The organism is Minwuia sp. IMCC3060 (assembly GCF_029909435.1).
In the GTDB taxonomy this organism is placed as follows: Bacteria; Pseudomonadota; Alphaproteobacteria; order Minwuiales; family Minwuiaceae; genus Minwuia.
On the sequence record NZ_CP123782.1, the window covers coordinates 3,367,568 to 3,392,711 of the forward strand.

A 25,144-nucleotide genomic window follows, 5' to 3' on the forward strand; every position below is an offset into this window, starting at 1 on the left:
CGCGACCCGGTCAGGAATTCACTCGCAACAGCGGGCGGAAGCGGCGTATAAGGCCCCATTCCGTAGAGCCCCCGCCAATTGAACGCGGGCGCGCCAGTGGAGGACACCCATGAACGATATCGGCAATTCCCCGGCAGCCCGGGACATCCGCAACCTGATCCATCCCTACACCAATCTCGACCTGCATCGCACCAAGGGTCCGCTGATCATCGAGAAGGGCAAGGGCGTCCGCGTCTGGGATGACGAGGGCAAGGAATATATCGAGGGCATGGCGGGCCTGTGGTGCGCGTCCTTCGGTTTCGGCGAGGAGGAGCTGATCGACGCTGCGGTCGAGCAGATGCGCAAGCTGCCGTTCTATCACCAGTTCGGCCACAAGAGCTCCATGCCCTCCATCGAACTGGCGGAGAAGCTGATCGAGATCGCGCCGAAGGCCATGTCGAAGGTGTTCTTCGCCAACTCCGGTTCCGAGGCCAATGACTGCCAGGTCAAGCTGCAGTGGTACGTCAACAATGCGCTCGGTCGCCCGGAGAAGAAGAAGATCCTGGCGCGGGAGAAGGGCTATCACGGTGTCACCGTCGCCGCCGCCTCGCTGACCGGCCTGCCCGCGAACCATGCCGAATTCGACCTGCCCATCGCCGGAATCGGTCATGTCTCCATGGCGTTCCCCTATCGCGGCATGCAGCCGGGCGAGACGGAAGAGGAATATTCCACCCGCCTGGCGCAGGAGCTGGAGGAGCGGATCATTCAGGAGGGGCCGGAAACGGTTGCCGCCTTCATCGCCGAGCCCGTCTGCGGTGCCGGTGGCGTGCTGGTTCCGCCCGCGGGCTACTTCCCGAAGATCCAGGCCGTGCTGCGCAAGTACGACGTGATGATGATTGCCGACGAGGTCATCTGCGGCTTCGGCCGGACCGGCAACATGTGGGGCTGCGAAACCTTTGACATCGAGCCGGATTCCATGTCCGTCGCCAAGCAGCTCTCCAGTGCCTACCAGCCGATCTCCGGCATCATGGTCAATGACCGCATCTTCGATGCCATGGTCGACCAGTCGAAGAAGATCGGCACCTTTGCCCACGGCTTCACCTACTCGGCGCATCCGGTCGCCGCTGCCGTCGCACTGCGCACCATGCAGCTGATGGAAGAGCGGAAGATCATGGACCACGTGCGGGAGATCGCTCCGGTGATGCAGAAGCGCCTGCATTCCTTCGCCGATCATCCGCTGGTCGGCAACACCCGCGGTGTCGGTCTGGTCGGTGCCATCGAGCTGGTGGCCGACAAGGCGACGGGCAAGCCGTTCAATCCGAAGCAGATGGTCGGTGCCTATTGCATGGGCCAGGCCCAGGAACACGGCCTGATCACCCGCGCCATGGGCGATGCGCTGGGCTTCTGCCCGCCGCTCGTCATCACCGCGGAAGAGATCAACTTGATGTTCGACAGCTTCGAGAAGGCCCTGGACGACACCACCCTGTGGGTCGAGAAGGAAGGCCTGCGCGCCGCCGCCTGATCGCGATCCGGTTCACGACTGACCCTTCCGCCCCTCGCCGGGGGCGGCATGGTTGGTCGTGTCTACGACTTGTCTGTGGACCGTTCCTCCCCTCTCCCCCTCCCGGCCCCCCACGCAAGTATCCTGAAACGGGTGGCCGGGAGGGGGAGAGGGGAGGAACGGTCAGCGACATAAATCTCCACCATCCCCGACTCATTTCATCCGCAGGGACAATCCTGAGTTTCATCTGAAACACGGGACCTGTGGAGGACATGACATGCAATCGGTTGACGCGATTGCCGCCGCCATCGTGGCGCGCGAGGGCGGTTATGTGGATCATCCGGACGATCCGGGCGGGGCCACGAAGCACGGGGTGACGATCCATACCCTGCGGCGGCTCGGTCTCGATCTGGACGGCGACGGGGATACGGATCGCGACGACGTCCGCCGCCTGACCCTCGACGACGCCATCGGCATCTTCAGGGAGCACTACTACCGCAAGCCCGGCATCTGGCGCCTGCCGGAGCCGCTTCAGCCCAGCCTCTTCGACATGCAGGTCAACGCCGGTGCCAATGCCGGGCGGATATTGCAGAGCCTGCTGAACCGGACCGGCTTCGGGCCGGTCACCGTGGATGGTGTCATCGGCCCGGCAACTGGAGACGCGGCCCATCGTGCGCATGATGCCATGGGCAGCCTGCTGGTCGATGCCTACGGCATCGAGCGGCGCGACTACTACTATCGCATCGCGGAGCGCAATCCGCGGCTGCGCGGCTTTGCCCGCCGTCGCGACGGCGGCAAGGGCGGCTGGATCACCCGCGCCGAGGCATTCATTTCCAACAGTTTCCACCTGACCGATTCCGCACATCACGAAAGGATCGCGTCATGGGCATGATCCGCGATCTGCTGTTCGGTGGCCTGTCCGGTGTGGGCGAAGCGGTCGCGAATGTGGGCCGGGTCTTCGTCGGGGACAAGGCCGCAGGTCAGGCGCAGCACCATGACGAGACCATGACCACACTCAACCAGTATGCAGCGGAATTTCGCCGTCTGGAGAACCGGACCTGGTGGGATGCGCTGGTGGACGGTCTGAACCGCCTGCCGCGCCCACTGCTCGCGCTCGGCACCGTCGGACTGTTTGCCTATGCCATGGGCGACCCCGTGGGCTTCGCGATCCGTATGGAGGGGCTGAACCTGGTGCCGGACGAACTCTGGTATCTGCTTGGCGCGATCGTCGGCTTCTTCTTCGGCGCACGGGAACTCTCCCATGGACGGAAGAACCGCACGGAGGCCGCCACGCAACACCGGAAGGTGAGCGCGGTCGTCGAGAACATCTCGAAGCTCCGCACCCTGCGATCCGCTGCCACGCCGGGTGTCGCGCGCATGGAGGACGAGGCCTTCCAGCGGGAGATGAGCCGAACGGATCGCCCCCTCAGCAATGCCGCGATCCTGGAATGGAACCGTCGACGCACCATGAACGGGGACCCCGGACACACGTGAGCGTGACCCTGTGCGTCAAGCCCGCAGGACCTGTTGCCGTCGTCGCTGACATCGGCCTGTCCGCAATGCGGCAGACCGTGGCGAGTTGCAGGAGTGTCCCCGGGACCACATGTGTGCATCAGCAAGGGCAACGGCTGGCAAGGACGGGATTGGGTGAAACAGGACGGCACGACCAACTGGCAGTACGGGACGTGTCCGCTCGACACGCCCCCTGCCGCGTTCGGGCCGTTTGCCGACCTGGTGACCCTTTGGCAGGGCAAGCGGACGGAAAATGTCGGTCTGCCGCTCCGCAGCGCCTTCGATTTTGCCGACTTCCGGGGCTGGCGGGGCCGCGTCGCCATCGCCCGGATCACGCATGACCCCTTCGACGTCCGCTTCGTGCTCTGGGGAACAAGGCTCACCGACTGGTGGGGCGTGGACTATACCAACCGCCAGCTCGGCTCCGCCGCCGCCAATCCGGACGCCTGGCGCAATACGGAGTTCCGCTACTTCGAGGCCATGGCGCAGCACCCCTTCATCGGTATCGCCAGCGGCAACCTGGCCCAGCACGACCGGTCCTACATCACCGTCCTCGGCCTGGACCTGCCCCTGTCGCAGGACGGCCGGACCCTTTCCCACGCGCTGACCGCGCATGTGGAGATGAAGCAGGGCAAGACGATGGAGACGTTCCTGCCGGATTGCCCGATCACACGGTTCGGACTGCTGGATCCTGACAGGTGAAGCTGCGGTTCACCCCGGCACAGGCCCGCCATCGCGATCAGACCCGGAAAGCGCTACAATCCGCTGGTCGGGAACCGGGGAACGAAGCAACCGGGCGACACTATGGGGGAGGAAAGAATGATCTATGATTTCACGGAATGCGGGCCTGACCGCGTCGTCAGCGGCATCGGTGCGCTGAAGGAACTGTCGGGCATCGTCGAGCATTTGGGCGTCAGGCGCGCGCTCGTGCTCACCGGCCGAACACTGGCGACGAAGACAGACCTCGTCGCACGGGTCGAGCGCGCGCTCGGCGCCGCACACGCCGGCACCTTTGCAGAATGCGGCCAGCATGTGCCCGCCGGCACCGTCGATGCCTGCGTCGCGCAGGCGAAGGATGCGCAGGCCGACGTCCTCGTCGTCTTCGGCGGCGGCAGCCCGATCGATACCGCCAAGATGGTCGTCATGCGACTGGTCGAAGCAGGCCACGCCGCACCGCACCAGATCGTCATACCGACGACACTCTCGGCAGGCGAGTTTACCTACGCCGCCGGCATCACGGACGAAACGACACGCGTCAAGCACGTCCATGTCGACCCGGCGACGCAACCCGGGGTGATCCTCTACGACCCGGAACTGACGCAGGCCACGCCGACCGAGCTCTGGCTCACCACGGGCCTCAAGGCCCTCGACCATGCGATCGAGGGACTCTGGTGGCCGGTCTGTCATCCGTTCCTGGAAACGCTCCGGCTTGGCGCCATTGCCGATCTTACGGCGCATCTGGCCCGTTCCAGTGACCCGAATGCGCTGGAGGACCGGCTGGCCTGCCAGCATGCGGCGTGGAAATCGATCTGGGGCCTGTTGAGCGCCAAGAACGTCGGCTTCCGGCTGAGCCATCCGCTGGGTCACCAGATCGGCGCCCGTTGGGACGTTCCGCACGGTGTCACCTCCTGCATCGCCCTTCCGGGCGCCGCGCGCTTCCTGCACCAGCGGACGCGCGACGCGCAGGCGAAGATCGCCCGCGCCATGGGCATGCCCGACGGCGACGCGGCCGCGCCTGCAATCGAGGCCTTTCTCGACACGCTCGATGTTCCGCGACGGCTCTCCCAGACCAGCGCCGTGCGAGAGGAGATCCCGCAGGTCGCCGAGGCCGTGGCGCACGAACTCAGCTATCTCGGCGCACCCGACGCCGATATCGCCACCAGGGATGCCCTGACCAAGCTGCTCGACGACATGTGGTAGGCGAACTGCTTTACCCTGCCAGGCGTCCAGCTTGGCAGAAAGCCATTGTCGATATGTCGGCGAGGTACGGGTTCAGACTTGTCGTGACAGGCGGCGGGAGAGCAAGGAGGGTGACCTGCGGGGATTCCCTGACGTTCTTCACGGTTCGACATCGCGTGCAGCACGACGCCTGAATTCCCGGAAGATCTGGTGCCGCCGGAGTGATTCGAACACTCGACCTCTCCCTTACCAAGGGAGTGCTCTACCCCTGAGCTACGGCGGCATGGCAGGCCGCGCGTCATAGCCCGCGACCGGGTCCGGGTCAACCGTTTGTGCGCGCTTTGGCGTCCGGAAATCAAAGCGATACAAAATTATTTATTGTTCCGCCATTTTGTGTATCATATCGGCAGAACAGGCTGGGCAAGGCCTGAACCAGAATGCGGAGGGTGCGTGACATGGCAGAGGTCGAGAAGCCGGAACTGGTGACGGCAGCGGACGAGGCGGCACTGGAGGCCAGGTTCCAGGCGCGTCTGGATGCGGAGACGCGGGTCGAGCCGCGTGACTGGATGCCGGAGAAGTACCGGAAGTTCATGATCCGCCAGATCTCCCAGCATGCCCATTCCGAATATGTCGGGATGCTGCCGGAGGGGAACTGGATCACGCGCGCGCCGACCCTGCGCCGCAAGGCCGCGCTGCTGGCCAAGATCCAGGATGAGGCCGGTCACGCCGCCTACCTCTACAGCGCCGCCGAGACCCTTGGCACCAGCCGCGACGAGATGCTGGCCGACCTGCATTCGGGCAAGGCCAAATATTCCTCCATCTTCAACTATCCGACGCTGACCTGGGCCGACATCGGCACGATCGGCTGGCTGGTGGACGGGGCGGCCATCGTCAATCAGGTGGCGCTCTGCCGCACGTCCTATGGGCCCTATGCCCGGGCCATGGTGCGCATCTGCAAGGAAGAGAGCTTTCACCAGCGCCAGGGCTTCGAGATCATCACCACGCTGGCGCATGGCGCGCCGGAGCAGAAGGCGATGGCGCAGGATGCGCTGAACCGCTGGTGGTGGCCGGCCCTGATGATGTTCGGCCCGCATGACGCGGACTCGCCGAACTCGGAGATCGCCTTCAAGTGGAAGGTGAAGCGCCAGTCCAACGACGATCTGCGCCAGCGCTTCGTCGATATGACCATTCCGCAGGCCGACTATCTGGGGCTGAAGGTCCCGGACCCGGACCTGAAGTGGAACGGGGAAACCGGCCACTATGACTTCGGTCCCATCGACTGGGACGAGTTCTGGCGCGTGGTGAAGGGCGATGGCCTGTGCAACCGCGACCGACTGGATGCCCGCCGCACCGCGCATGATGACGGTGCCTGGGTACGCGAAGCCGCGCTGGCCCACGCCGAGAAGAAACGTGCCGCCAGGTCGGCCGCCTGAGAGAAGAGAACCTGACGTCTGACTGTTCCATCCCTCTCCCCCTCCCGGCCACCCACGCAAGTATCCTGAAATGGGTGGCCGGGAGGGGGAGAGGGATGGAACAGGCCACCAGAGAGGACCCAACCAACATGACGACACGCAAGGAATGGCCACTGTGGGAAGTCTTCATCCGCAGCCGTGACGGCCTGCACCACAAGCACGCCGGAAGCCTGCATGCACCGGATGCGGAACTGGCGATCCAGAACGCGCGCGACCTCTATACCCGCCGCTCCGAAGGGGTGTCGATCTGGGTGGTGCCGTCTGCCCAGATCACGGCCTCCGAACCCGCCGACAAGGACAGCCTGTTCGACCCGGCGGCGAGCAAGGTCTATCGCCACCCGACCTTCTACACGATCCCCGAGGAAGTGACGAACATCTGAGGCTCCGGAGACGGTTCGATTGACCGGTCCTCCCCTCTCCCCCTCCCGACCACCCACGGGATTATCCTGAATGGGTGGCCGGGAGGGGGAGAGGGGAGGACCGGACCGCAAACAACAAGGCCATCCACATGACCGCATCTGCCGATCACAACGACGCCCTGTTCCGCTATCTGCTGCGGCTGGGGGATACCAGCCACATCCTCTGCCACCGGCTGGGGGAATGGTGCGGCCACGGGCCGATCATGGAAGAGGATATTGCGCTGACCAACGTCGCGCTGGACCTGATCGGACAGGCGCGCCTGTTCTACCAGTATGCGGGCGAGGTGGAGGGCAAGGGCCGGACTGAGGATGACCTGGCCTTCCTGCGCCCGGAGCGGGACTTCAACAACCTGCTGCTGGTGGAACAGCCGAACGGCGACTATGCGAAGACCATGGCGCGGCAGTTCCTGTTCGACGCCTGGAACCTGCTGCTGTTCCGTGCGCTGGAACGGTCGACGGACGCACGCATCGCGGAGATCGCGGCCAAGGCGGTGAAGGAGATCACCTACCACCGCCGCCATTCCTCCGGCTGGGTCATCCGCATGGGTGACGGGACGGAGGAGAGCCGCACCCGCATCGTCGCCGCCTTCGAGCAGCTGATGGGCTTCACCGCCGAGTTCTTCCACATGGATGATGTGGACCGGCAGATGGCGGAAGCCGGTATCGGCCCCGACCTGGAGAGCCTGCGCGACCCCTGGATGGCGGATGTGGAGGCGGTGCTGGCGGAGGCCACGCTGGACTGGCCGACGGCGACCTGGTCGGTGCTGGGCGGACGTCACGAGGGACGCCATACAGAGCATCTGGGCTATCTGCTGGCGGAGATGCAGTCCATGCAGCGCCAGTTCCCCGGCCTGAACTGGTAAGCCACGTCGATGTCGCCCCGCACACCTGTCCCGCGCCCGAAGCCCAGCGGTGCCGCCCTGCCCGACGAGATCTTCGCGGGCTTTGCCGGGGCGCCGATGCAGGCCCGCAATACGCCCGGCCCCCTGACGGAGGAATGCGCCCGCACCGTGCTGGCGACAGTCCCCGATCCGGAGATCCCCAGCGTCATGCTGCCCGACCTGGGGGTCATCCGCGGGGTCGCGGTGAGAGGCGATGCGGTGACGGTGCGCATGTCGCCGACCTATACCGGCTGCCCCGCCACCGACCTGATGCAGATGATGATCCGGGAACAGCTCACCGCCGCGGGCTTTGCCAGCGTGACGGTCGATCTTGTGCTCAGTCCGCCATGGTCGTCCGACGACATCACGGCGGAGGGGCGGCGGAAGATGGCGGCTGCGGGCATCGCCCCCCCGGCTCACCGCGCCACTGACAAGCGCCACCTGACCGGCACCGTGCCCGACGTTGACTGCCCCCATTGCGGATCGGCGGACACGGTCATGACCAGCGCCTTCGGCGCGACGGCCTGCAAGGCGCTCTGGCGCTGCAAGGCCTGTCAGGAACCCTTTGACTACTTCAAGTGCATCTGACGGAGACCCGGAATGGCACCGAAATTCCACACCCTGAATGTCGTCGAGGTCCGCCGCGAGACGGACGACGCCGTCTCCATCGCCTTTCAGGTTCCGGATGACCTGCGCGAGGACTATCGCTTCGTGCCCGGCCAGTATCTGACGCTGCGCGCGACCGTGGACGGGCGCGACATTCGCCGGTCCTATTCCATCTGCTCCGGCCCGGCGGACAACGACCTGCGGGTGGCGATACGGAAGGTGGAGGGCGGCCTGTTTTCCAGCTTCGCCAATGACGGCATCACGGCGGGCGACACGGTGCAGGTGATGACGCCGGACGGGCGCTTCACCTTTGATGCCGACCCCGACCGCGCGGGCAGCTATGCCGCCTTCGCCGCCGGATCGGGCATCACGCCGATCCTGTCCATCGTGAAGGCGGTGCTGACGGGGGAGCCGAAGTCGGAGATGACCCTGGTCTATGGCAACCGGACGACCCAGTCGGTGATCTTCCGGGAGGAACTGGAGGACCTGAAGAACCGGTTTCCGACCCGCCTGACCCTGGTGCATGTGCTGTCACGGGAGAGCATGGACGTGCCGCTGCTCTCCGGCAGGATCGACACGGAGAAGGCGGAGGCCCTGCTGGGCAAGCTGATCGATGTTTCGGCGATTGATGCCTGGTGGCTTTGCGGGCCGGAGGAGATGATCGGCAATGTCTCCACCGCGCTGAAGGCGCATGGCGTGCCCGCCGACCGCATCCGCTTCGAACTGTTCACCCCCGCCGTCGACGGCAACCCGAAGCCGAAACGGGTGGCGAAGCCGGGCGAGGAACTGCCCGTGCGCCACATCGGGGTGATCATCGACGGCCACCGGATCAACTTCGACATGGTGGACGATGGCACGGCGATCCTGGACGCGGCCCTGGAAAACCGCGCCGACCTGCCGTTTGCCTGCAAGGGCGGCATGTGCTGCACCTGCCGCTGCAAGCTGGTGGAGGGCGAGGTCATCATGGACAAGACCTACGCCCTGGACGATGACGAGATTGCCGCCGGGTTCGTGCTGTCCTGCCAGGCCACCCCGGTCACCGACACGGTCGTGCTGGATTTCGATCAGCGGTAGGCACCACGAACCGGAGGTCCGGGACCGCGGTCGCAACAGTTGGATTCCGTTGCGGACCAATATGATCTATGACCGCGCGATGGGTGACACGCCGAAATCGCCGACGCGGGGACAGGGTGGCTTGCTGAAGGCGGCCATGACCGTGGGCGGCTTTACCCTGATCAGCCGTCTGACCGGTTTCACCCGCGATATCCTGATCGCCGCGCTGCTGGGTGCGGGGCCCGTAGGGGATGCGTTCTTCGTCGCCTTCAAGCTGCCGAACTTCTTCCGCCGCCTGTTCGCGGAGGGGGCGTTCAACGCCGCCTTCGTGCCCCGCTTCTCCGCCCACCTGAAACAGGAAGGCCGGGACGCCGCACACGGCTTCGCGGAGGAAACGCTGGCGGTCCTGCTGGCCGTGCTGCTGCTGTTCGTGGCGCTGGCGCAGATCGCGATGCCGGTGCTGATGCTGGGGCTGGCCCCCGGGTTCCGGGACGATCCGGCGACATTCGACCTGGCTGTCGAACTGACGCGCATCACCTTCCCCTACCTGCTGTTCATCAGCCTGGTCTCCCTGATGGCCGGGGTGCTGAACGGCGTCGGGCGCTTTGCCGCCGCCGCCGCGACGCCGATCCTGCTCAATCTCTGCCTCATCGCGGCACTGTTGCTGCTGGTCGGCGAGGTCCCGACTGCCGGTCACGCGCTGGCCATCGGCGTCTTCGTGGCCGGTGTCGTGCAGTTCGCCTGGCTGCTGTTCGCGCTGCGCCGCGCGGGACTGCCGCTCTACCTGCCGCGCCCCCGCCTCACCCCGGCGGTGAAGCGGGTGCTGATGATCATGGGGCCCGCCGCCCTGGGTGCCGGTGTGGTGCAGGTCAATCTGGTCCTGGACATCATCCTCGCCTCCTTCCTGCAGGACGGCGCGATCTCCTACCTGTTCTATGCCGACCGGATCAGCCAGTTGCCCATCGGCGTCGTCGGCGTGGCGGTGGGGACGGCCCTGCTGCCGCTGCTGTCGCGCCAGGCCGCCGCCGGAGAGGACGATGCGGCACGACAGAGCCTCAACCGTGCGCTGGAGCTTGGGCTGCTGCTGTCGCTGCCCGCCATGGCCGCCTGTCTGGCCATTCCGGGGGAACTGGTGGCCGGCCTGTTCGAGCGTGGGGCCTTCACCGCCGCCGACTCGGACGCGACCGCCATGACACTGGCGGCCTATGCGGTGGGCCTGCCTGCCTATGTCATGGTCAAGGTACTCGGTCCCGCCTTCTTTGCCCGGTCCGACACATTGACGCCACTGAAGGTCGCCATTGTTGCGGTCATGGTGAACCTCGCCCTCAATCTCGCCCTCATGGGGCCGCTGCAGCAGGTGGGGCTGGCGCTGGCGACCGCGATCTCGTCGTGGCTGAACGCGGGCCTGTCGATCTGGCTGCTGCATCGCCGGGGCTGGCTGAAGTCCGACGCCCGGCTGCGTTCCGCGACCCTGAAGGCGGTGCTTGCCAGCGCCGTCATGGCCGGTGCGCTGATTGCCGCCGCGCTGGCGCTGGCGCCCCTCGCTGGTCAGGGCGAACTGATGCGTGCGACCGGACTGGCCATTCTGGTCGTCATGGGACTGCTCACCTACGCCATCCTGGCCCAGATCACCGGGCTGACGCGCCTGGCGGACCTGCGCGCCCTCATGCGCGGGCGGGGGACCGGCGCATGATGGACTGGCGACGGTTGCTGTCGGCGCGCAGGCTGGTGGACGTGGCACCGGAGCCCTATGACGTCGCCCGCAGTCCGTTCCAGAAGGATTTCGACCGGATCGTCTTCTGTTCCGCCTTTCGTCGCCTGCAGGACAAGACCCAGGTCCACCCCCTGTCCGACAATGACTACGTCCGCACCCGGTTGACCCATTCGCTGGAGGTCGCCTCGGTCGGTCGGTCGCTGGGGGCAGGTATCGGGCAGGTCATTGCCGGACGCAGGCGGCTGCCGGCCGAACTTGGTGCTGCGGAGTTCGGCCACATCGTCTCCGCCGCCTGTCTGGCGCATGACATCGGCAATCCGCCCTTCGGCCACCGGGGGGAGGAACTGATCCAGCGCTGGTTCCGCGATGCGCCACGCGGCAAGGCCATGCTGCATGGCCTCACCCGTGCCCAGCAGCAGGACCTGCTGCAGTTCGAGGGCAATGCGCAGGGATTCCGTATCCTGACCCGCCTGCAGAACTGGCGTGACAGGGGCGGCCTGCGGCTGACCGCGGCAACCCTTGCCACCTTCAGCAAGTATCCGCGGCTGGTTGGTGGCGCACCTGCCCGCGACCGCCATGACGCCGGCGCGCAGAAGTTCGGCGTCATGCAGGCGGAGGCCGACATCTTCAGCGACGTCGCGCGCGAGACCGGGCTGCAACCCGATGGCGACGGGCGCTGGCTGCGCCATCCGCTGGCGTTCCTGGTCGAGGCCGCCGATGACATCTGCTACACGATCATCGACCTGGAGGACGGCTTCAAGCTCGGCAAGATTCCGTTCGACGAGGCCGAAGCCCTGTTGCTGGCCGTGGGCGGCGTGCGCCGGCGCTATCAGGAAATCGGCGAACCGGCCCGCCGCATCGCCTATCTGCGGGCCAAGGCGATCGGGGAACTGATCGGCCAGGTGGTGGAGGCCTTCCTGCAGGTGGAGCCGCAGATGCTGGACGGCCGCTATCGCGCCCCACTGCTGGCGCAGGTGCCGGGAAGCGCCGCGCTGGCCCATATCACCGACGTCACCGCCCGCAAGGTATTCGTCTCCGATGGTGACTATGAGCGTGACCTTGGCGCGGATCGGGTGATACAGGCACTGATGGACCGCACGGCAATGGCGACGGATCAGGGTCTGACAGCCTATGATCGCGCATTGGCGGTGACGGACCGGGTCTCGGGCATGACCGACAGCTATGCGATGCAGCAGTTCACGGGTGACGGCATGGCCCGCACGAGGATCGGCGGCATCAGTGGATTTTCGAACGGGGGATACTGACTATGACGGCACCACGGATTGACTGCTTTGGCGCACTGGCCTCGCCCTGGACCTTCATGGGGCATGACCGCCTGCGTGCGATGGCAGGCCGGGCCGGCGCAGAGGTCCGGTTCTGCCCGGTCGATCTGCTGGCGGTCTTCGGGGAGACCGGCGGCCTGCCGCTCGGCAAGCGCCCGCCCGCACGCCGCGCCTACCGGATGCAGGAACTGAAACGCTGGCGCGCACGGCTGGACCTGCCGCTGGTGCTGGAGCCAGCGCATTTTCCCGTTGATGAAACCGAAGCCGCCCTGGTGACCATCGCCGCGCGTCTGGACGGAGCCGACTCGCTGGACCTTGCCGGGCGCTTCATGCGGGCGGTGTGGATCGAGGAGCGCAACATCAGCGACGCCGCGACCATTGACGCAATCGTGACCGAGGCAGGACTCGACCCGTCACGACTTCGTGACAAGATAGCGGACGGTGAGCCTCAGGCCATTCGCGCGCAGGAGACGGCAGAAGCCATCGAACGCGGCGTCTTCGGGGCACCGACCTACTTTTTCGACGACCAGATGCTGTGGGGCCAGGATCGGTTGGAATTTCTGGAACGCATGCTGGCTGGAAAATGACAACAGACAACTCGCTCCCGCTACTAGATGACGCCGCTTTGCAGGCATTGGCACAGGACACCGGCGACGAGATCGTCGGCGTGCTGGTTGATGAATTCCTGGCCGAGGCCGCGCGCCGGGTCCAGGAAGTCACGGACGCTGCCGCAACGGATGATTTCTCCCGCCTCGGGTTCGAAGGCCATGCACTGAAGAGCACATGCTCGACCTTCGGTGCCGCCCGTCTCGGGGCCCGGGCAGCGGTGATCGAGAGATCGGTGAAGAATGGTGACCACGCGGCTGCCGTGGGCCGCGCGAAGGGCATTCTGGTGGAGTTCGAGGCGACCGCCGAAGCCTTCAGGGCCCGCTTCCCGACGGGTGACAGGGCCTGATACCGGCTTGTCCGGGGCGCAGGCACCTGCGGATACACCGAAAATCAACGCCTGAGCGGCGATGATCACGCAAGTTTGGTCTTGCGGGAAGACGTGCCCATGCAAACAATCGGTGCCATGAGAAACACACACGCCTTTCTGTCCCGCACCCGTTCCGTGCTGCTCGCGCTCGGACTTCTTGCCGGTATCAATGTCTGGCATCCCGGAATCGCGGGGGCCACGGAACTGGCGTCGAAGGACGCCGATGCCGTCGTCTCACCGGTCACACCCGCCGCGCGGGTTTCCGGCAAGGGTTTCGGTGCTTTCCTGGCCGCGCGGCAGGCCCGCAAGGACGGCGACATCGCCGCCGCCGCGAAATATTTCAACGAAGCGCTGAAGGCGGACCCCGACAATCTCTGGCTGCTGCGGCGGGCGTTCCTGCTGACCGTATCCGAAGGGGATGTGGAGGCGGCGCTGCCGCTGGCTGAACGCATTCTGGAAGGCGACCAGGCGGCCCCGGTGGCCAATCTGACCGCCGCCGTTCATGAACTGAAGCTGGGCCAGTTCGGCAAGGGAGAATCCCGCATCTCCAAGGCCAACAAGCGCCGCGGCTCGATGCGCCTGGTCGGCCCCCTGCTGCGGGCATGGGCGTCGTTCGGCAAGGGCGACGGCGCGGATGCGGCCCAGCGGCTGAAACCGCTGGAACGGACGGAGGCCTTCGTTCCCTTCGCCAGCTACCACCGCGCCCTGATCCTGGCGACAGCCGGTGACCTCGATGGCGCACTCGAAGCCTTCGCCGCCTACGAGGAAAACAGTCGCCCCGACCTCCGGTCCATGCTGGCCAAGGCCGCCATCGTCGAACGGCGTGATGGTGCCGAGGCCGGGCGCAGGGAACTCGAGAGCCTGCTCGGCCGCTTCGGCGAGGATCACGTGCTGGTCGCCTATCTCAGCGGTGAGCGCGAACTGGCGAAAGCCTTCCCCATCCGCGATGCGAATGACGGGATTGCGGAGGCCCTCTACGGCGCAGCCTCGGCGCTGGTGCGCGACAATGTCAGCGACGTGGCGATGATCTACCTGCGCCTGTCCCTGCATGTCCGCGCTGACCTGGACGTGGCGCAGGCGTTGCTGGGGGATATTCGGGAGACCAATGACCGCTGGCTGGACGCCATCGCCGCCTATGAGGGTGTGGCGCAGGAATCCCCCTACAAGTGGGGGGCAAGGCTGCGTACCGCCTGGATGCTGGACAAGCTCGACCGCACCGACCAGGCGATCGAACTGCTGCAGCGCATGGCCTCGGAACGCTCCAAGGAAACGGTGGCCCTGATCACCCTGGCCGACCTGCTGCGCACCCACTCCCGGTTCGAGGAAGCCGCGACGGTCTACAGCCGGGCGCTGGAGCGGGTCGACGATCTGCAGCCGCGCCACTGGGCGGTGCTCTATGCCCGCGGCATCGCGCTGGAGCGTTCCGGACGCTGGAACGATGCGGAGCGTGACCTGCTGCAGGCGCTGGAGCTGCGCCCCCGTCATCCCTACATCATGAACTATCTGGCCTATTCCTGGGCGGACAAGGGGATGCGGCTGGATGAAGCCGTCGAGATGCTGCGCAGCGCGGTCGCGCTGAAGCCGCAGGATGGCTACATCGTGGACAGCCTCGGCTGGGTCCTGTTCCGCAAGGGCGACCACGAAGAAGCAGTGAAACAGCTGGAACGGGCGGTTGAACTGCGCCCCGAGGATCCGACGATCAACGAGCACCTGGGCGACGCCTACTGGCATGTCGGGCGACGGCTGGAGAGCTGTTTCCAGTGGCGCCGCGTGCTTGTGCTCGACCCGGACGAAGAACAGGCCGAGTCGGTAATCCGCAAGCTCAATGAGGGCCTGGACAAGACCTCCGGCCGGTTCGGCGGCTGCACCTGAGACCGGCCCGGCACCCTACCGCCCGGACGGGACAGTCATGACGGTTGCCCGCAATGCTCCGGCCAAGCTGAACCTGTTCCTGCATGTGGTGGGACGTCGCCCCGATGGCCTGCACCTGTTGCAGAGCCTTGTCGCCTTTGCCGACATCGCTGACCGGATCACGGCAGAGAACTTCGGCGGAACCGGCTTTCAGTTCCAGACCACCGGCCCCTTCGCGACCGCGCTGGAGGGGGAGGCGACCGACAATCTGGTCGTGCGCGCCGCCACGGGTCTGGCCGCACTGGCGGGCCGGTCGCTTGACGGCCTGCGCCTGACACTGGCGAAGAACCTGCCCGTGGCATCCGGCATCGGCGGTGGGTCGTCGGATGCCGCCGCCACCCTGCAGGCCCTGATGGACCTGTGGTCGTTCCGGCCCGATGATGAGGCCCTGTCCCGTCTGGCGCTGGATCTCGGGGCCGATGTTCCGGTCTGTCTGGCCGCGCGACCGAGCATGATGGAGGGTATCGGAGAGCAACTCACGCCCCTTGCCCTGCCGGCAGGGCTGGGGGTGTTGCTGGTCAATCCTGTCGTGGAAGTCCCGACGCCCTCCGTCTTCCGGCAGTTCGCGCGGGACGGTGCGTTCACAGAGCCTCTGGAAGGCTCGGCAATTCCCTCGGGAGACCGGGATGCCTGGTTCGCGGGCCTTGGCGCCTGTCGCAACGACCTGCAGCAACCGGCGATCAGCCTCTGCCCGGTGATCGGCGAGGTTCTGGCCATGATCGGGAACTGTGCCGGAGTCAGGCTGCACCGCATGTCAGGCTCGGGCGCGACCTGTATCGGCCTGTTCGACACCCGCGCGGCGGCCGAGGCCGCGCGGCAGGCCATCAGCCAAGCATGTCCCGGCTGGTGGTGCGCCGCAGGCGTGCTGCACCACCAGTGACCGGCCTGTCCCTGCTCCGCAAACCGGAGCAGCGGGCGGAAATCAGATGTTCTGGTCGATCCAGGACTGCAGCTGGGACTTGGGCAGCACACCAACCTTGGTCGCCACGACCTCACCGCCCTTGAACAGCATCAGGGTCGGGATACCACGCACGCCATAGCGGGTCGGGGTGTTCGGGTTCTCGTCGATGTTCAGCTTCGCGACCGTCAGCTTGCCATCCATCTCGGCCGAGATCTCGTCCAGCGACGGGGCGATCTGGCGGCACGGGCCACACCATTCGGCCCAGTAGTCGACCAGTACCGGCTTCTCGGAGGAAAGGACGTCGGTCTGGAAGTTGTCGTCAGTGATCTTGACGGTGCTCATCGGTCTTCTCCGCAATGTTGGGATGCCTGCGCGGCAATGCTTCAGCGTTGGACATGAAACTAGGTAGGGGTCGGGGGAGCGTCAAGCGGTCCGCTGCAAGGCGCGATCCATCAGGCTGTCGGGCAGGGCCATGGCACGCGCCTCATCGGTCCAGACGAGAATCGCGGTAACCGGACGGTCCGGATGCAATTGCCGCAGCACCGCGCGGTAGAGCCCCATCTGCCGCAGATAGGCGGGGGAGACATCCGCGACGTTCTGCGGCGGAGGCCGATTGGTCTTGTAGTCCGCGACGATGATCCGGTCGCCGCCGATCAGCAACCGGTCGACCTGGCCGGTCACGACGACACCATCGACGACACCGGTGATCGCGGCTTCCGCGCGGCTGCCGGGTCCGAACAGGGGTGCCAGTGCCGCCGCGCCCATGACGGATTGCGCCTCCGCCACCATCGCGGTCGCCGTGGCGGCATCCAGCTCCGGCGCGCGCCGCCGCAACAGCGCCAGCCCCCGCGCTTCACGCGCATCTTCCGGCAGGGTCGGCATGACCTGCAGCAGATAGTGGATCAGCACACCGCGACGCAGCGCACCGGACCCGGCCACCGGCCCCGCAAGGGGGCTGCGCACCGCAGGCTCGGCCCCGTCAGGCCGCGAGGGACTGAGCGGTCGGGGTGGTGTCGGTTCCTCCGGCATCGCGCGCAACGCCCAGTCCGGCAGGGACGTGTCCGTCTCCGGCCCCGTCAGAATTTCCGCCAGACTTTCCCCCGCCTGCCCTAGCAGCAGACCGTCTTCCGACTCGACGGCCCCTGCCTGCCGCAATCCCGCTTCCACCATACGGTACCAGCAGTCGTCCTTCGGCTCCTTCTCCCGCGCGGTCTTGCAGCCGCAGACGTAGAGCCGGTCCTCCGCCCGCGTCATCGCCACATAGAGCAGACGCCGGTACTCCCAGTTCTGTTCCAGCATGATCCGGTCACGATGGTCCTGCAGGGCAACGGGGTTCTCCGCAGCCGTTCCGGTAACCAGCGGCAGGCGCGGGTCGCTGCCGGACAGGAACGTGAGGCGATCACGCGGTGCCAGGGGCACGCTGACCGTATCGGGCAGGAAGACGACCGGAGCCTCCAGCCCCTTCGCACCATGCACGGTCATGATGCGCACCGCATCGTGGCGGTGGTCCATGTCGCGCTTGATCTCCACATCCTGCTGCCGCAGGCGATGCAGGAAGCCCTGCATGGAGGCCGGGCCATGCCGCTCATCGGCCAGCGCGGCCTCCAGGAATTCGTCGATCGGATCGATCTGGTCCGGGCCCAGCCGGGCGATCAGGCGCTGCCGGCCGCCCCGCGGTCCCAGCAGGCCGGAATAGAACTCGAACGGCGGCTGCACATCCACCAGGCGCAGCAGGTCCTGCAGCTCCGCCAGCGCGGCCTGCCAGTGGGGCTGCTCCCCCGCACGCGCCCGCAGGGCCTGCCACAGCGTCCCCTCCCGACCATGGGCCAGCGGAAACAGGTCCTCGTCATCATCGAAGCCGAACAGCGGTGACTTCAGGACCGTCGCCAGCGCCAGATCATCCTCCGGCAGCAGCAGGAAATCACCCAGCACCATCAGGTCCATGATCGCGACCTGTTCCGTCAGCCGCATGCGGTCAGACCCCGCGACCGGCACACCAAAGGCCTTCAGCGCGCGGGAGATCTCCACCACCAGCGCGTCACGCTTGCGCACCAGGATCATGACGTCACCGGCCCGGATCGCGCGCGCGGGATGGTTGCCCCCCGCCACATCGCCGATGGTCTCCCCGTCATTGATCATGGCGGCGATACGGGCAGCGATGGCCTGCGCCAGTCGGCGGCGCGGACTGTCCACCGTTTCCTGGTTCAGCGGTGCGTCCCAGCGGTTCTTCTCCGGGCGCTCCACCGGTTCCACCAGCGGCCAGAGTTCCACCAGTCCCGGCGTTCCGGCACGAAACGCATGATGGCTGGGGGCGCTGTTGTCTGCGGTCACGCCATGTGCGCGTTCGCCCGAAAGCACATGATCGACGGCGGACAGGATCGCGGTGGTGGAGCGGAAGGAGAGCTGCAGATCGATGGCTGCAAAGGTTTCGTTGACGCCCTCCACACGTCCGGCAAACCATTCCCTGTTGCGCTGGAAACCCGCCGGGTCTGCCCCCTGGAAGCTGTAGATCGACTGCTTCTCGTCGCCAACCGCGAATACCGTACGCACCCCGGCACGCGCGCCCTCTCCGTCGAAGAACTCCTCGCTCAGTTCCCGCGCGATGTCCCACTGCGCCGGGGACGTGTCCTGCGCCTCGTCGATCAGGATATGGTCGATGCCCTGGTCCAGCTTGTAATGCACCCAGCCCCGGTCCCGGCGCAGCAGTTCCCGCAGACGCAGGATCAGATCATCATGATCCAGCATGCCGCGCCTCTGCTTCGCCTGCGCATAGCCGTCCAGCAACCGGCCCGCCAGGATCAGGAAATCGGCAGTCCTGTCAGCCAGCCGGGCCGCACGAAGCCGGTCATGGGTGACACATATCCGGTCCTGCTCCTCCAGCATCACGTCGGTCACGCCCGGATCGGCCTCCTCCGTCGATTTGGTCACCAGCCGCTTTACCGGTTCCCCCGACCGGGTCAGGAACATGGCGCAATAGTCGTCGAACATTTCCACCCGACCCGCATCATCCGCCCCCAGCCAGGCGGAGAGCCTCTCGGCATTGCGTTTCGCGGTGGCGGTGCTGTCCTGCCGGAACGCGGCAAGCGAACGGCGCAGGCCAAGCTCGTTGAACGCCCCGAAACGACAGCCGGCCAGCAGCACATCGTCCACGGTCTCGCCGGCAGAAAGTCCAAGCTGGCGGCGCAGCGCGTCCGCGGTGCCCTGCGGTCCGCCCCGGGCCTGCAGCACAGTGGCCAGCGCATCGCGGCGCCAGAGCGCGCTGTTCAGCAGGGCCTCGAACTCCGTGTCCGGCAACCAGTCCACCAGCCGGTCGACGGCGCCCCGGACAGCGGCGTCTTCATGGCGCCCGGCCAGCAGATCCTCCTTCAGTCCCGCCTTGACCTCATTGGCCTGCACATCGTCCATCACCCTGAACTCGGGCGAGATCCCGGCTTCCAGCGGGAACCGCCCCAGCACGGAACTGGCGAAGGCGTGGATGGTCTGGATCTTCAGCCCGCCCGGCGTCTCCAGCGCCCGCGCGAACAGGCGACGGGCGATGCCGAGGTCGATGTCGTCGCCCGCAGGCCGGCCGACCAGCTCGCCAAGTTGCGCCCGCAACTCCGCATTGCCCAGCGTCGCCCATTCCCCCAGTCGGGTGAACAGCCGGTTCTCCATCTCCGCCGCCGCGGCCTTGGTGAAGGTCAGGCTCAGGATGCGGCTGGGTTCGGCGCCGGCGAGCATCAGCCGCACCACACGGTCGGTCAGCACCCGCGTCTTGCCGGACCCGGCATTGGCGCTGACCCAGGCGGAGGTCAGCGGATGCGCCGCCTGCCGCTGTCGCCTGATGGTGTCGGGCAGATCGACGGATCGACGGTTCACGGGCACCGGATCGGTCATGGCTCCCCCTCCCCGCCGTCACGGGTCGACCACTCGGGCACCCTGGCCAGATGGTCATAGTCCCCCGGGTAGCCCAGGAACTGCACCCTGGGGCGCGACAGGTAAGGCGTTTCGGGATCGCGGTACTCCGCGATCATCTGCGCCAGCCCGGTCTCCGTATCCGCCAGCAGTTCGTCCAGCGGTCCCTTGACCGGCGACCACTGCCCGCCCTCCCGCGCGCCATGGACGCGCACATGCACCAGATCGGTCAGTTCCGCCGCGCCGACATCCGCGAAGCCACCGTCACGCAGGATCAGCCCCTGCAAAGGCATCTGCACGGCGAAGCCTGCCTTGATCTGCGGCAGGGTCGGCGGTGTGCCGGTCTTGTAGTCGATGATGCGCGCACTGCCGTCGGACATGACATCGATGCGGTCGGCCTTCGCCGTCAACCTGAAGTCAGCCAGCCCCGGCAGGCCGGGATGCACGCCCTTGATCTCCGCGAACCGGCGGACGACAGGGGCCGGATCATTCGCCTCCTGATTCAGCAGCCAGCGCGCCGCCTTCTCGAAGCGCCGCCACCAGAGCGCATGGATTGCCGGGCGATGGGCAAGCCGGGCGAACTGTGCCTGACCGATGGTGCGCAGGCGCGGCCAGTCACTCGCCCGCCAGATGCCCGGAATATCCTTCGCCAACTGTTCGAACGCGGCATGGATCATGTCACCCTTCAGCCGCGGTCCCGGTTCCTCGTCCAGCGGATCGAGGGCGCGGAGCTTCAGGATGCGGCTGGCGTAGATGTCATAGGGATCGCGGATCAGCCGCTCGACCGCCGTCACCGGCAACTCGACAGGCCGCGCCGAAACCGGCGGACGCGGCGAAGGCGGTACGGCGGGCGGCTGGTCCGGTGCCCGGTCAATGGCCTGTGCCCAGATCTTCGGCAGGGGGTCGGGAGCCAGTTCCAGCCCCGCCCCGCGCACGACACTGCGCAGCCGCAGCAGCCAGCGTGACGGCACCGTCGGTGTCCCCTCCGCCTTCAGCGACCGGGTCAGGACCACGGTTGCGGACGCGGCCAGTTGCGCGAAGTCATGCGCCTGCAGCCCGATCCGCCGTTCCGGTGACGGCAGGCCGAAGTCCGCCCGCATGCCACGACTCATCCACGGGTCAGCATCGGCGGCGGTGGGCCAGGTGCCCTCGTTCAACCCCCCCAGGATGACCAGATCGGCGGTCTGCAACCGCGCCTCCAGCGGTCCCAGGATGCGGATGCGTGGATGGGTGCCGAAACGCGGACGCACGGTCGATCCGCCGATCAGGCGGTCCAGCAGGTCCGGCCAGTCGGACAGGCCCACCGGATCGGCGTCGCCGGAAACGTCGTGCAGCTCGGTGAAAAGGTCCGCCGCCCGCTCTCCGGCCTCCCCGTGCCAGAGCCGGTCCGCACCTGTCTCGGTATCCGTGGCGGCGGTGAACTCCGCCAGTTCGAGAAAGCCGCGCAGCAGGGCGTCCAGTGTGACAGGCCCCGCGGCCAGCATGTCCCGCAGCGGTCGCGAGACTTCCGCCAGGGTCAGCAGCCAGGCCGGCGCGTCGCCCATGCGATCATTCTCCGCCACGACCGCCAGAAAGCCCTCCAGATCCGCATGCAGGCGAATGCCCCGCATGGCGCGCCGTTCGAACGCGCGTACTGCGCGCCGGAGCTCTGCGGTCGGCAGTCCCATGCCCGCGAGCGGATGCTTCAGCAGGGCAAGCAATGTGACAGGACCAAAGCCATCCGCCAGCGCCGCCGCCAGCAGCCCGAGGAAGCGACCGGGCGGAGTCAGCCGCAACGGCGTGCCACCACTGTCGTCAACCGTGACCCCGAAGCGGGCGAGTTCCGCCGCGACGCGCCGCCCCAAGGCCCGGTCCGGCGTGACCAGTGCCGCCGTCCGCCCCGGCTGTTCCATCGCCTGGCGCAGCAGCAGGGCAATGGCCAGAGCCTCCTGCCCCGGATTCTCCGCCTCCACCAGCGACAGTCCCGACAGGGCTTCCGGCGTGATCCCGCTCAGGTCCTGCCACCGGTCAGTGGTGCTGGCCGGACGCAGCGCCTCGCGCAGCATATGTGCCCGTGCCGGGGACAGCGCGGTATCGGACGACCAGACGGCAACGTCGGAGGGATTGACGTGCAACTGGCGCAGCAGCAGCCGCATGCCGTGCTGCGGATGGGCCGGTTCCTCCAGAATCTCCGAATGCTCCCGCGCATCGACCTGATTGTCGAAGCCGGGCAACACGATCTGGCCATTCGGCAGGGCGGCCACGGCCTGCATCAGGTCGGCGGTTCCGGGCACGCTGCCGGTGGAGCCCGCGATGATGACCGGGTGGTCGGTACCGGACTGCCGCCAGCGCGCGGCCAGACGCTGCATCAGCAGGTCGCGCCGCGTCGAGGGATCGATCAGGTCCATGTCGGCGAGGATGTCCGGCCAGGCTTCCGTGATGATTTTCAGGAACCGCAGCGTCTCTTCCCAATGCGCCTGATAGGTGTCGGGCACCAGGTCCTTCAGGTTGGCGAAGTTCAGCCGCTCCGTCGCGCTCTCGTCCAGCAGCCGGGCAAGGGCATCGGCAAGTGCCAGCGCGCCCGCCGGTCCGGCGGTGGCGATCGGCCCGGCCGCGACCAGCCGGGCCAGGATCAGCCTGCGCCGGGTCTCCGGCACCGGGGCGGCCAGGTCTTCCTCATCCACCGGATCCAGCAGGCTGACCGGCGGTTCGTCTTCCGAAAGGTCACCCAGCGGTCGCATGACCGGCAGCAGCAGTGCCTGCCCGTCGCTGACCCTCAGAAAGGCCTCTGTCAGGCTCCGCACCGCGCGGCGGGTGGGCAACAGGACCAGCGCGTCGGGCAGACGTCCGTCGCCGTCGGGGCCATGGCGCTGCAGCAGGACCCGCGCCAGACAATCGACGAAGGGCAGACCCGCCGGAATGGTCGCGACACTGTGCCTGCCCGAACTGTCCCTGGCAGGCGCATCCATGCTCAGTCTCCCCGGTCGTCGGAACGGCGCAGTTCCCGTTCCGCCATCGCCAGCCCGGCAGGTGTCCCCACCTCCAGCCAGTCGCCGTCATGGCGGGTGCCGAACAGCCGCCCCGCCTCCTGCGCCAGATCGTAGATCCGGTTCAGCGAGAAGGGTTCGACCGTCATCCCGTCAAACACTTCCGGCCGCAGGATCTGCACGCCGGAGAAGAGGAACGGTGCCACCTTCGGCGCCTTGCGCCGGATCAGCCGCCCCGCGGGGTCCATGTGAAAATCACCCTGTCCGCGATAGCCGAGGGCGCGGATCGTCGGCTGCATCATCAGCAGCGCATCCATGCGATCCGGGTCGAAGTGCCGGCCCATCAGGGCCAGGGTATCCGTCAGCCCGTCGCGCCAGATCATGTCGGAATTTACCACCAGGAAAGGCTCGTTCCCCAGCAGCGGCAGGGCCTGCAGCACGCCGCCACCGGTCTCCAGCAGCACTTCCTCGTGCGACAGCACGATGTTGGGCGATCCGCGCCGGTTCAGGTGCGCCGCCAGCATGTCCGCGCGATAGTGCAGGTTGACCACGACATCGGTCACACCCACCGCTTCCAGCCGGTCCAGGGTGCGGTCGATCAGGCTGCGCCCCGCCACATTCACCAACGGTTTCGGGCGTGACAGGGTATGCGGGCGGAGCCGCTTCCCCAGTCCCGCCGCCAGAACCATGGCCGTGCGGGGCAGTCCCGGCCGCTCAGTCTCCGCCATCAGTCTCTCCGCTCCATCTCGTCCGCCTGCCGGTCCTGCGGTGCATGCTGCGCCACCCAGTCCCGAACCGGCGCCAGCGCGTCATGTTCCAGATCACGCCGCACCAGTCGCCAGGTGCGCGCCAGCCAGCCTGTATAGGACGGCTTGCCGTCACGCCGCCACAGTCGGGTGAAGACGCCGAGAATGCGCATGTTCCGCTGCGCACCCAGCACGGCAAGCCGGGCGCGAAAGGTTTCACCGTCCAGACCGGTCGTTTCCAGATAATGCGCCAGCAGGTCCGACGCCAGTCCCGGGTCGATGTCGCGGCGCACATCCGACAACAGCGAAGCCACATCGTAGGCCGGATCACCACCGACAGCATCCTGGAAATCCAGCAGACCGACCCGCGCGTTTCCGGTCCGCTCCGGCAGCCAGATCAGATTGTCCACGTGATAGTCGCGCAACACCAGCGTGTCGCAGGACACGCGGCAGCCCTGAAGCACCTGTCGCCAGGCATCAAGGAAGCTGTCGGTCTCCAGGCCGGAGGCCGGTCGGCCATGCATCTCCGGGAACCGCCATTCGAGGAACAGCGCCACTTCCGACAGCAGGACCCCGGCGTCATGGCGCGGCAGGTCCGATGGTACCTGCTGACCCTTCAGGGCGGCCAGCACATCGATGGCTGCCGTATAGAGTTTCGGCTCCAGCGACGGATCATCGCCGATCAGATGGCTGAACAGATCGTCACCCAGATCCTCCAGCAGAAGAAAACCGGCCTGTGCATCCTCTGCCACCACCTCGGGCGCGGACAGTCCCCACTGCCGAAGCTGCTTCGCGATGCGGACGAAGGGGCGGACATCCTCGTTCACCGGCGGAGCATCCATCAGCACCAGCACCCGTCCATCCCGGCCATGGACGCGGTGATAGCTGCGGAAGGACGCGTCGGCGGCCAGCGGACGCACCTCTGACCCGGCCAGACCCGCTCCCTGCAGCAGGGACTGCAAGGCGTTCTGTCGGTCAGGCTCCAAGGAACCGCTCCACGATTGCAGCAGGTCCGCTGACCCTGGCCTGGCGACGGTCCGATACTGCCGTGAGTTCGATCCGCAGCGCCTCCGATGGTGTCAGGTCGCCCAGCCGGTCCGGCCATTCCACGATCACTGATCCATCGTCCAGCGCATCCAGAAATCCGAGTTCCATCACATCGTCCGCCCCCTCCAGCCGGTAGAGGTCGAAATGGGTGATCAGCAGGTCACGGAACTCGTAGGGAATGACGAGATTGAATGTCGGACTGGGCACGTCGATCGGCTGACCTGCCCGCGCCCTGATGACAGCCCGCGCCAGCTCCGTCTTGCCGGCGCCCAGGTCACCGGACAGCAGCAGTGCATCGCCGACCTGCAGGGCCTCCGACAGGCGCTGGCCCAACGCCCCTGTCGCCTGCATGCTGTCCAGCGGAATGTCGCGTGTGATCATGCG

The 25,144-nt window shown here is 66.9% G+C and carries 22 protein-coding genes and 1 tRNA gene; 16 read left to right on the plus strand and 7 right to left on the minus strand.

What is annotated here, in order from left to right; all coding sequences use genetic code 11:
* The first annotated feature begins 109 nt into the window (after positions 1–109).
* The 5 genes from QGV54_RS15745 to QGV54_RS15765 all read left to right on the plus strand — a co-directional run bounded on the left by QGV54_RS15745 (position 110) and on the right by QGV54_RS15765 (position 4,912).
* A complete protein-coding gene (locus QGV54_RS15745) occupies positions 110–1,501 on the plus strand; it encodes an aspartate aminotransferase family protein (protein ID WP_281019755.1) in 1,392 nt (463 codons plus the stop codon).
* Between the two features lie 256 nt (positions 1,502–1,757).
* Entirely contained in the window at positions 1,758–2,372 is a 615-nt protein-coding gene (locus QGV54_RS15750) for a holin-associated N-acetylmuramidase (protein ID WP_281019754.1), read from the plus strand.
* On the plus strand, positions 2,363–2,974 hold the full coding sequence (locus QGV54_RS15755) for a holin family protein (protein WP_281019753.1): 612 nt from the start codon (positions 2,363–2,365) through the stop codon (positions 2,972–2,974). Before QGV54_RS15750 ends, QGV54_RS15755 begins: the two co-directional genes overlap by 10 nt.
* Before the next feature lie 153 nt (positions 2,975–3,127).
* Entirely contained in the window at positions 3,128–3,694 is a 567-nt protein-coding gene (locus QGV54_RS15760; RefSeq protein ID WP_281019752.1) for a hypothetical protein, read from the plus strand.
* A 117-nt stretch (positions 3,695–3,811) separates the two neighbouring features.
* Positions 3,812–4,912, plus strand: a complete 1,101-nt coding sequence (locus QGV54_RS15765) for an iron-containing alcohol dehydrogenase (protein ID WP_281019751.1) — start codon at positions 3,812–3,814, stop codon at positions 4,910–4,912.
* 187 nt (positions 4,913–5,099) lie between these two features.
* Here the strand turns inward: QGV54_RS15765 and QGV54_RS15770 are convergent.
* Positions 5,100–5,174: transfer RNA gene (locus QGV54_RS15770), tRNA-Thr, on the minus strand.
* Between the two features lie 172 nt (positions 5,175–5,346).
* Between QGV54_RS15770 and paaA the strand changes: the two genes are divergently transcribed.
* From paaA to QGV54_RS15825, 11 genes are all read left to right on the plus strand, one after another.
* Positions 5,347–6,324, plus strand: a complete 978-nt coding sequence (gene paaA, locus QGV54_RS15775; RefSeq protein WP_281019750.1) for a 1,2-phenylacetyl-CoA epoxidase subunit PaaA — start codon at positions 5,347–5,349, stop codon at positions 6,322–6,324.
* A 128-nt stretch (positions 6,325–6,452) separates the two neighbouring features.
* The gene (paaB, locus tag QGV54_RS15780; RefSeq protein WP_281019749.1) at positions 6,453–6,743 is read left to right on the plus strand and encodes a 1,2-phenylacetyl-CoA epoxidase subunit PaaB; all 291 of its coding nucleotides are present in this window, start codon (positions 6,453–6,455) and stop codon (positions 6,741–6,743) included.
* A 128-nt stretch (positions 6,744–6,871) separates the two neighbouring features.
* Positions 6,872–7,645 (plus strand): 1,2-phenylacetyl-CoA epoxidase subunit PaaC, encoded by a 774-nt coding sequence (gene paaC / locus QGV54_RS15785; RefSeq protein ID WP_281019748.1) that lies wholly within the window; start codon positions 6,872–6,874, stop codon positions 7,643–7,645.
* 9 nt (positions 7,646–7,654) lie between these two features.
* Positions 7,655–8,251, plus strand: coding sequence for a 1,2-phenylacetyl-CoA epoxidase subunit PaaD (gene paaD, locus QGV54_RS15790; protein WP_281019747.1), 597 nt, complete (start codon positions 7,655–7,657; stop codon positions 8,249–8,251).
* Between the two features lie 12 nt (positions 8,252–8,263).
* Complete coding sequence (gene paaE / locus QGV54_RS15795) at positions 8,264–9,343, plus strand: 1,2-phenylacetyl-CoA epoxidase subunit PaaE (protein WP_281019746.1); 1,080 nt, start codon at positions 8,264–8,266, stop codon at positions 9,341–9,343.
* Positions 9,344–9,404: 61 nt separating this feature from the next.
* Positions 9,405–11,015, plus strand: coding sequence for a murein biosynthesis integral membrane protein MurJ (gene murJ / locus QGV54_RS15800; protein ID WP_281019745.1), 1,611 nt, complete (start codon positions 9,405–9,407; stop codon positions 11,013–11,015).
* Positions 11,012–12,301, plus strand: coding sequence for a dGTP triphosphohydrolase (gene dgt / locus QGV54_RS15805; protein WP_281019744.1), 1,290 nt, complete (start codon positions 11,012–11,014; stop codon positions 12,299–12,301). The genes murJ and dgt overlap by 4 nt, the downstream gene beginning before the upstream one ends.
* 2 nt (positions 12,302–12,303) lie before the next feature.
* Positions 12,304–12,906: a 2-hydroxychromene-2-carboxylate isomerase gene (locus tag QGV54_RS15810; protein ID WP_281019743.1), complete on the plus strand. Its 603-nt coding sequence runs from the start codon at positions 12,304–12,306 to the stop codon at positions 12,904–12,906.
* A gap of 47 nt (positions 12,907–12,953) precedes the next feature.
* Positions 12,954–13,274 carry an Hpt domain-containing protein gene (locus tag QGV54_RS15815; protein ID WP_281019742.1) on the plus strand — a complete coding sequence of 107 codons (321 nt, stop codon included), beginning with the start codon at positions 12,954–12,956 and terminating at the stop codon, positions 13,272–13,274.
* Positions 13,275–13,391: 117 nt separating this feature from the next.
* Positions 13,392–15,167, plus strand: coding sequence for a tetratricopeptide repeat protein (locus tag QGV54_RS15820; RefSeq protein ID WP_281019741.1), 1,776 nt, complete (start codon positions 13,392–13,394; stop codon positions 15,165–15,167).
* 37 nt (positions 15,168–15,204) lie between these two features.
* Complete coding sequence (locus QGV54_RS15825; RefSeq protein ID WP_281019740.1) at positions 15,205–16,086, plus strand: 4-(cytidine 5'-diphospho)-2-C-methyl-D-erythritol kinase; 882 nt, start codon at positions 15,205–15,207, stop codon at positions 16,084–16,086.
* 42 nt (positions 16,087–16,128) lie between these two features.
* Here the strand turns inward: QGV54_RS15825 and trxA are convergent, their stop codons facing one another.
* From trxA to tsaE, 6 genes are all read right to left on the minus strand, one after another.
* Complete coding sequence (gene trxA / locus QGV54_RS15830; RefSeq protein WP_281019739.1) at positions 16,129–16,449, minus strand: thioredoxin TrxA; 321 nt, start codon at positions 16,447–16,449, stop codon at positions 16,129–16,131.
* An 81-nt stretch (positions 16,450–16,530) separates the two neighbouring features.
* Complete coding sequence (gene addA, locus QGV54_RS15835) at positions 16,531–19,983, minus strand: double-strand break repair helicase AddA (protein ID WP_281019738.1); 3,453 nt, start codon at positions 19,981–19,983, stop codon at positions 16,531–16,533.
* A complete protein-coding gene (gene addB, locus QGV54_RS15840; protein WP_281019737.1) occupies positions 19,980–22,949 on the minus strand; it encodes a double-strand break repair protein AddB in 2,970 nt (989 codons plus the stop codon). Before addB ends, addA begins: the two co-directional genes overlap by 4 nt.
* 2 nt (positions 22,950–22,951) lie before the next feature.
* A complete protein-coding gene (locus QGV54_RS15845; protein ID WP_281019736.1) occupies positions 22,952–23,695 on the minus strand; it encodes a nucleotidyltransferase family protein in 744 nt (247 codons plus the stop codon).
* A complete protein-coding gene (locus tag QGV54_RS15850; RefSeq protein ID WP_281019735.1) occupies positions 23,695–24,699 on the minus strand; it encodes a phosphotransferase in 1,005 nt (334 codons plus the stop codon). The genes QGV54_RS15845 and QGV54_RS15850 overlap by 1 nt, the downstream gene beginning before the upstream one ends.
* Complete coding sequence (gene tsaE, locus QGV54_RS15855) at positions 24,689–25,141, minus strand: tRNA (adenosine(37)-N6)-threonylcarbamoyltransferase complex ATPase subunit type 1 TsaE (protein ID WP_281019734.1); 453 nt, start codon at positions 25,139–25,141, stop codon at positions 24,689–24,691. Before tsaE ends, QGV54_RS15850 begins: the two co-directional genes overlap by 11 nt.
* Positions 25,142–25,144 lie beyond the last annotated feature (3 nt).

Coding starts and splice junctions, on each gene's coding strand:
- QGV54_RS15745 (WP_281019755.1), top strand. CDS start 110: ATGAACGATATCGGCAATTCCCCGGCAGCCCGGGACATCCGCAACCTG.
- QGV54_RS15750 (WP_281019754.1), top strand. CDS start 1,758: ATGCAATCGGTTGACGCGATTGCCGCCGCCATCGTGGCGCGCGAGGGC.
- QGV54_RS15755 (WP_281019753.1), top strand. CDS start 2,363: ATGGGCATGATCCGCGATCTGCTGTTCGGTGGCCTGTCCGGTGTGGGC.
- QGV54_RS15765 (WP_281019751.1), top strand. CDS start 3,812: ATGATCTATGATTTCACGGAATGCGGGCCTGACCGCGTCGTCAGCGGC.
- paaA (WP_281019750.1), top strand. CDS start 5,347: ATGGCAGAGGTCGAGAAGCCGGAACTGGTGACGGCAGCGGACGAGGCG.
- paaB (WP_281019749.1), top strand. CDS start 6,453: ATGACGACACGCAAGGAATGGCCACTGTGGGAAGTCTTCATCCGCAGC.
- paaC (WP_281019748.1), top strand. CDS start 6,872: ATGACCGCATCTGCCGATCACAACGACGCCCTGTTCCGCTATCTGCTG.
- paaD (WP_281019747.1), top strand. CDS start 7,655: ATGTCGCCCCGCACACCTGTCCCGCGCCCGAAGCCCAGCGGTGCCGCC.
- paaE (WP_281019746.1), top strand. CDS start 8,264: ATGGCACCGAAATTCCACACCCTGAATGTCGTCGAGGTCCGCCGCGAG.
- murJ (WP_281019745.1), top strand. CDS start 9,405: ATGATCTATGACCGCGCGATGGGTGACACGCCGAAATCGCCGACGCGG.
- dgt (WP_281019744.1), top strand. CDS start 11,012: ATGATGGACTGGCGACGGTTGCTGTCGGCGCGCAGGCTGGTGGACGTG.
- QGV54_RS15810 (WP_281019743.1), top strand. CDS start 12,304: ATGACGGCACCACGGATTGACTGCTTTGGCGCACTGGCCTCGCCCTGG.
- QGV54_RS15820 (WP_281019741.1), top strand. CDS start 13,392: ATGAGAAACACACACGCCTTTCTGTCCCGCACCCGTTCCGTGCTGCTC.
- QGV54_RS15825 (WP_281019740.1), top strand. CDS start 15,205: ATGACGGTTGCCCGCAATGCTCCGGCCAAGCTGAACCTGTTCCTGCAT.
- trxA (WP_281019739.1), bottom strand. CDS start 16,449: ATGAGCACCGTCAAGATCACTGACGACAACTTCCAGACCGACGTCCTT.
- addA (WP_281019738.1), bottom strand. CDS start 19,983: ATGACCGATCCGGTGCCCGTGAACCGTCGATCCGTCGATCTGCCCGAC.
- addB (WP_281019737.1), bottom strand. CDS start 22,949: ATGGATGCGCCTGCCAGGGACAGTTCGGGCAGGCACAGTGTCGCGACC.
- QGV54_RS15845 (WP_281019736.1), bottom strand. CDS start 23,695: ATGGCGGAGACTGAGCGGCCGGGACTGCCCCGCACGGCCATGGTTCTG.
- tsaE (WP_281019734.1), bottom strand. CDS start 25,141: ATGATCACACGCGACATTCCGCTGGACAGCATGCAGGCGACAGGGGCG.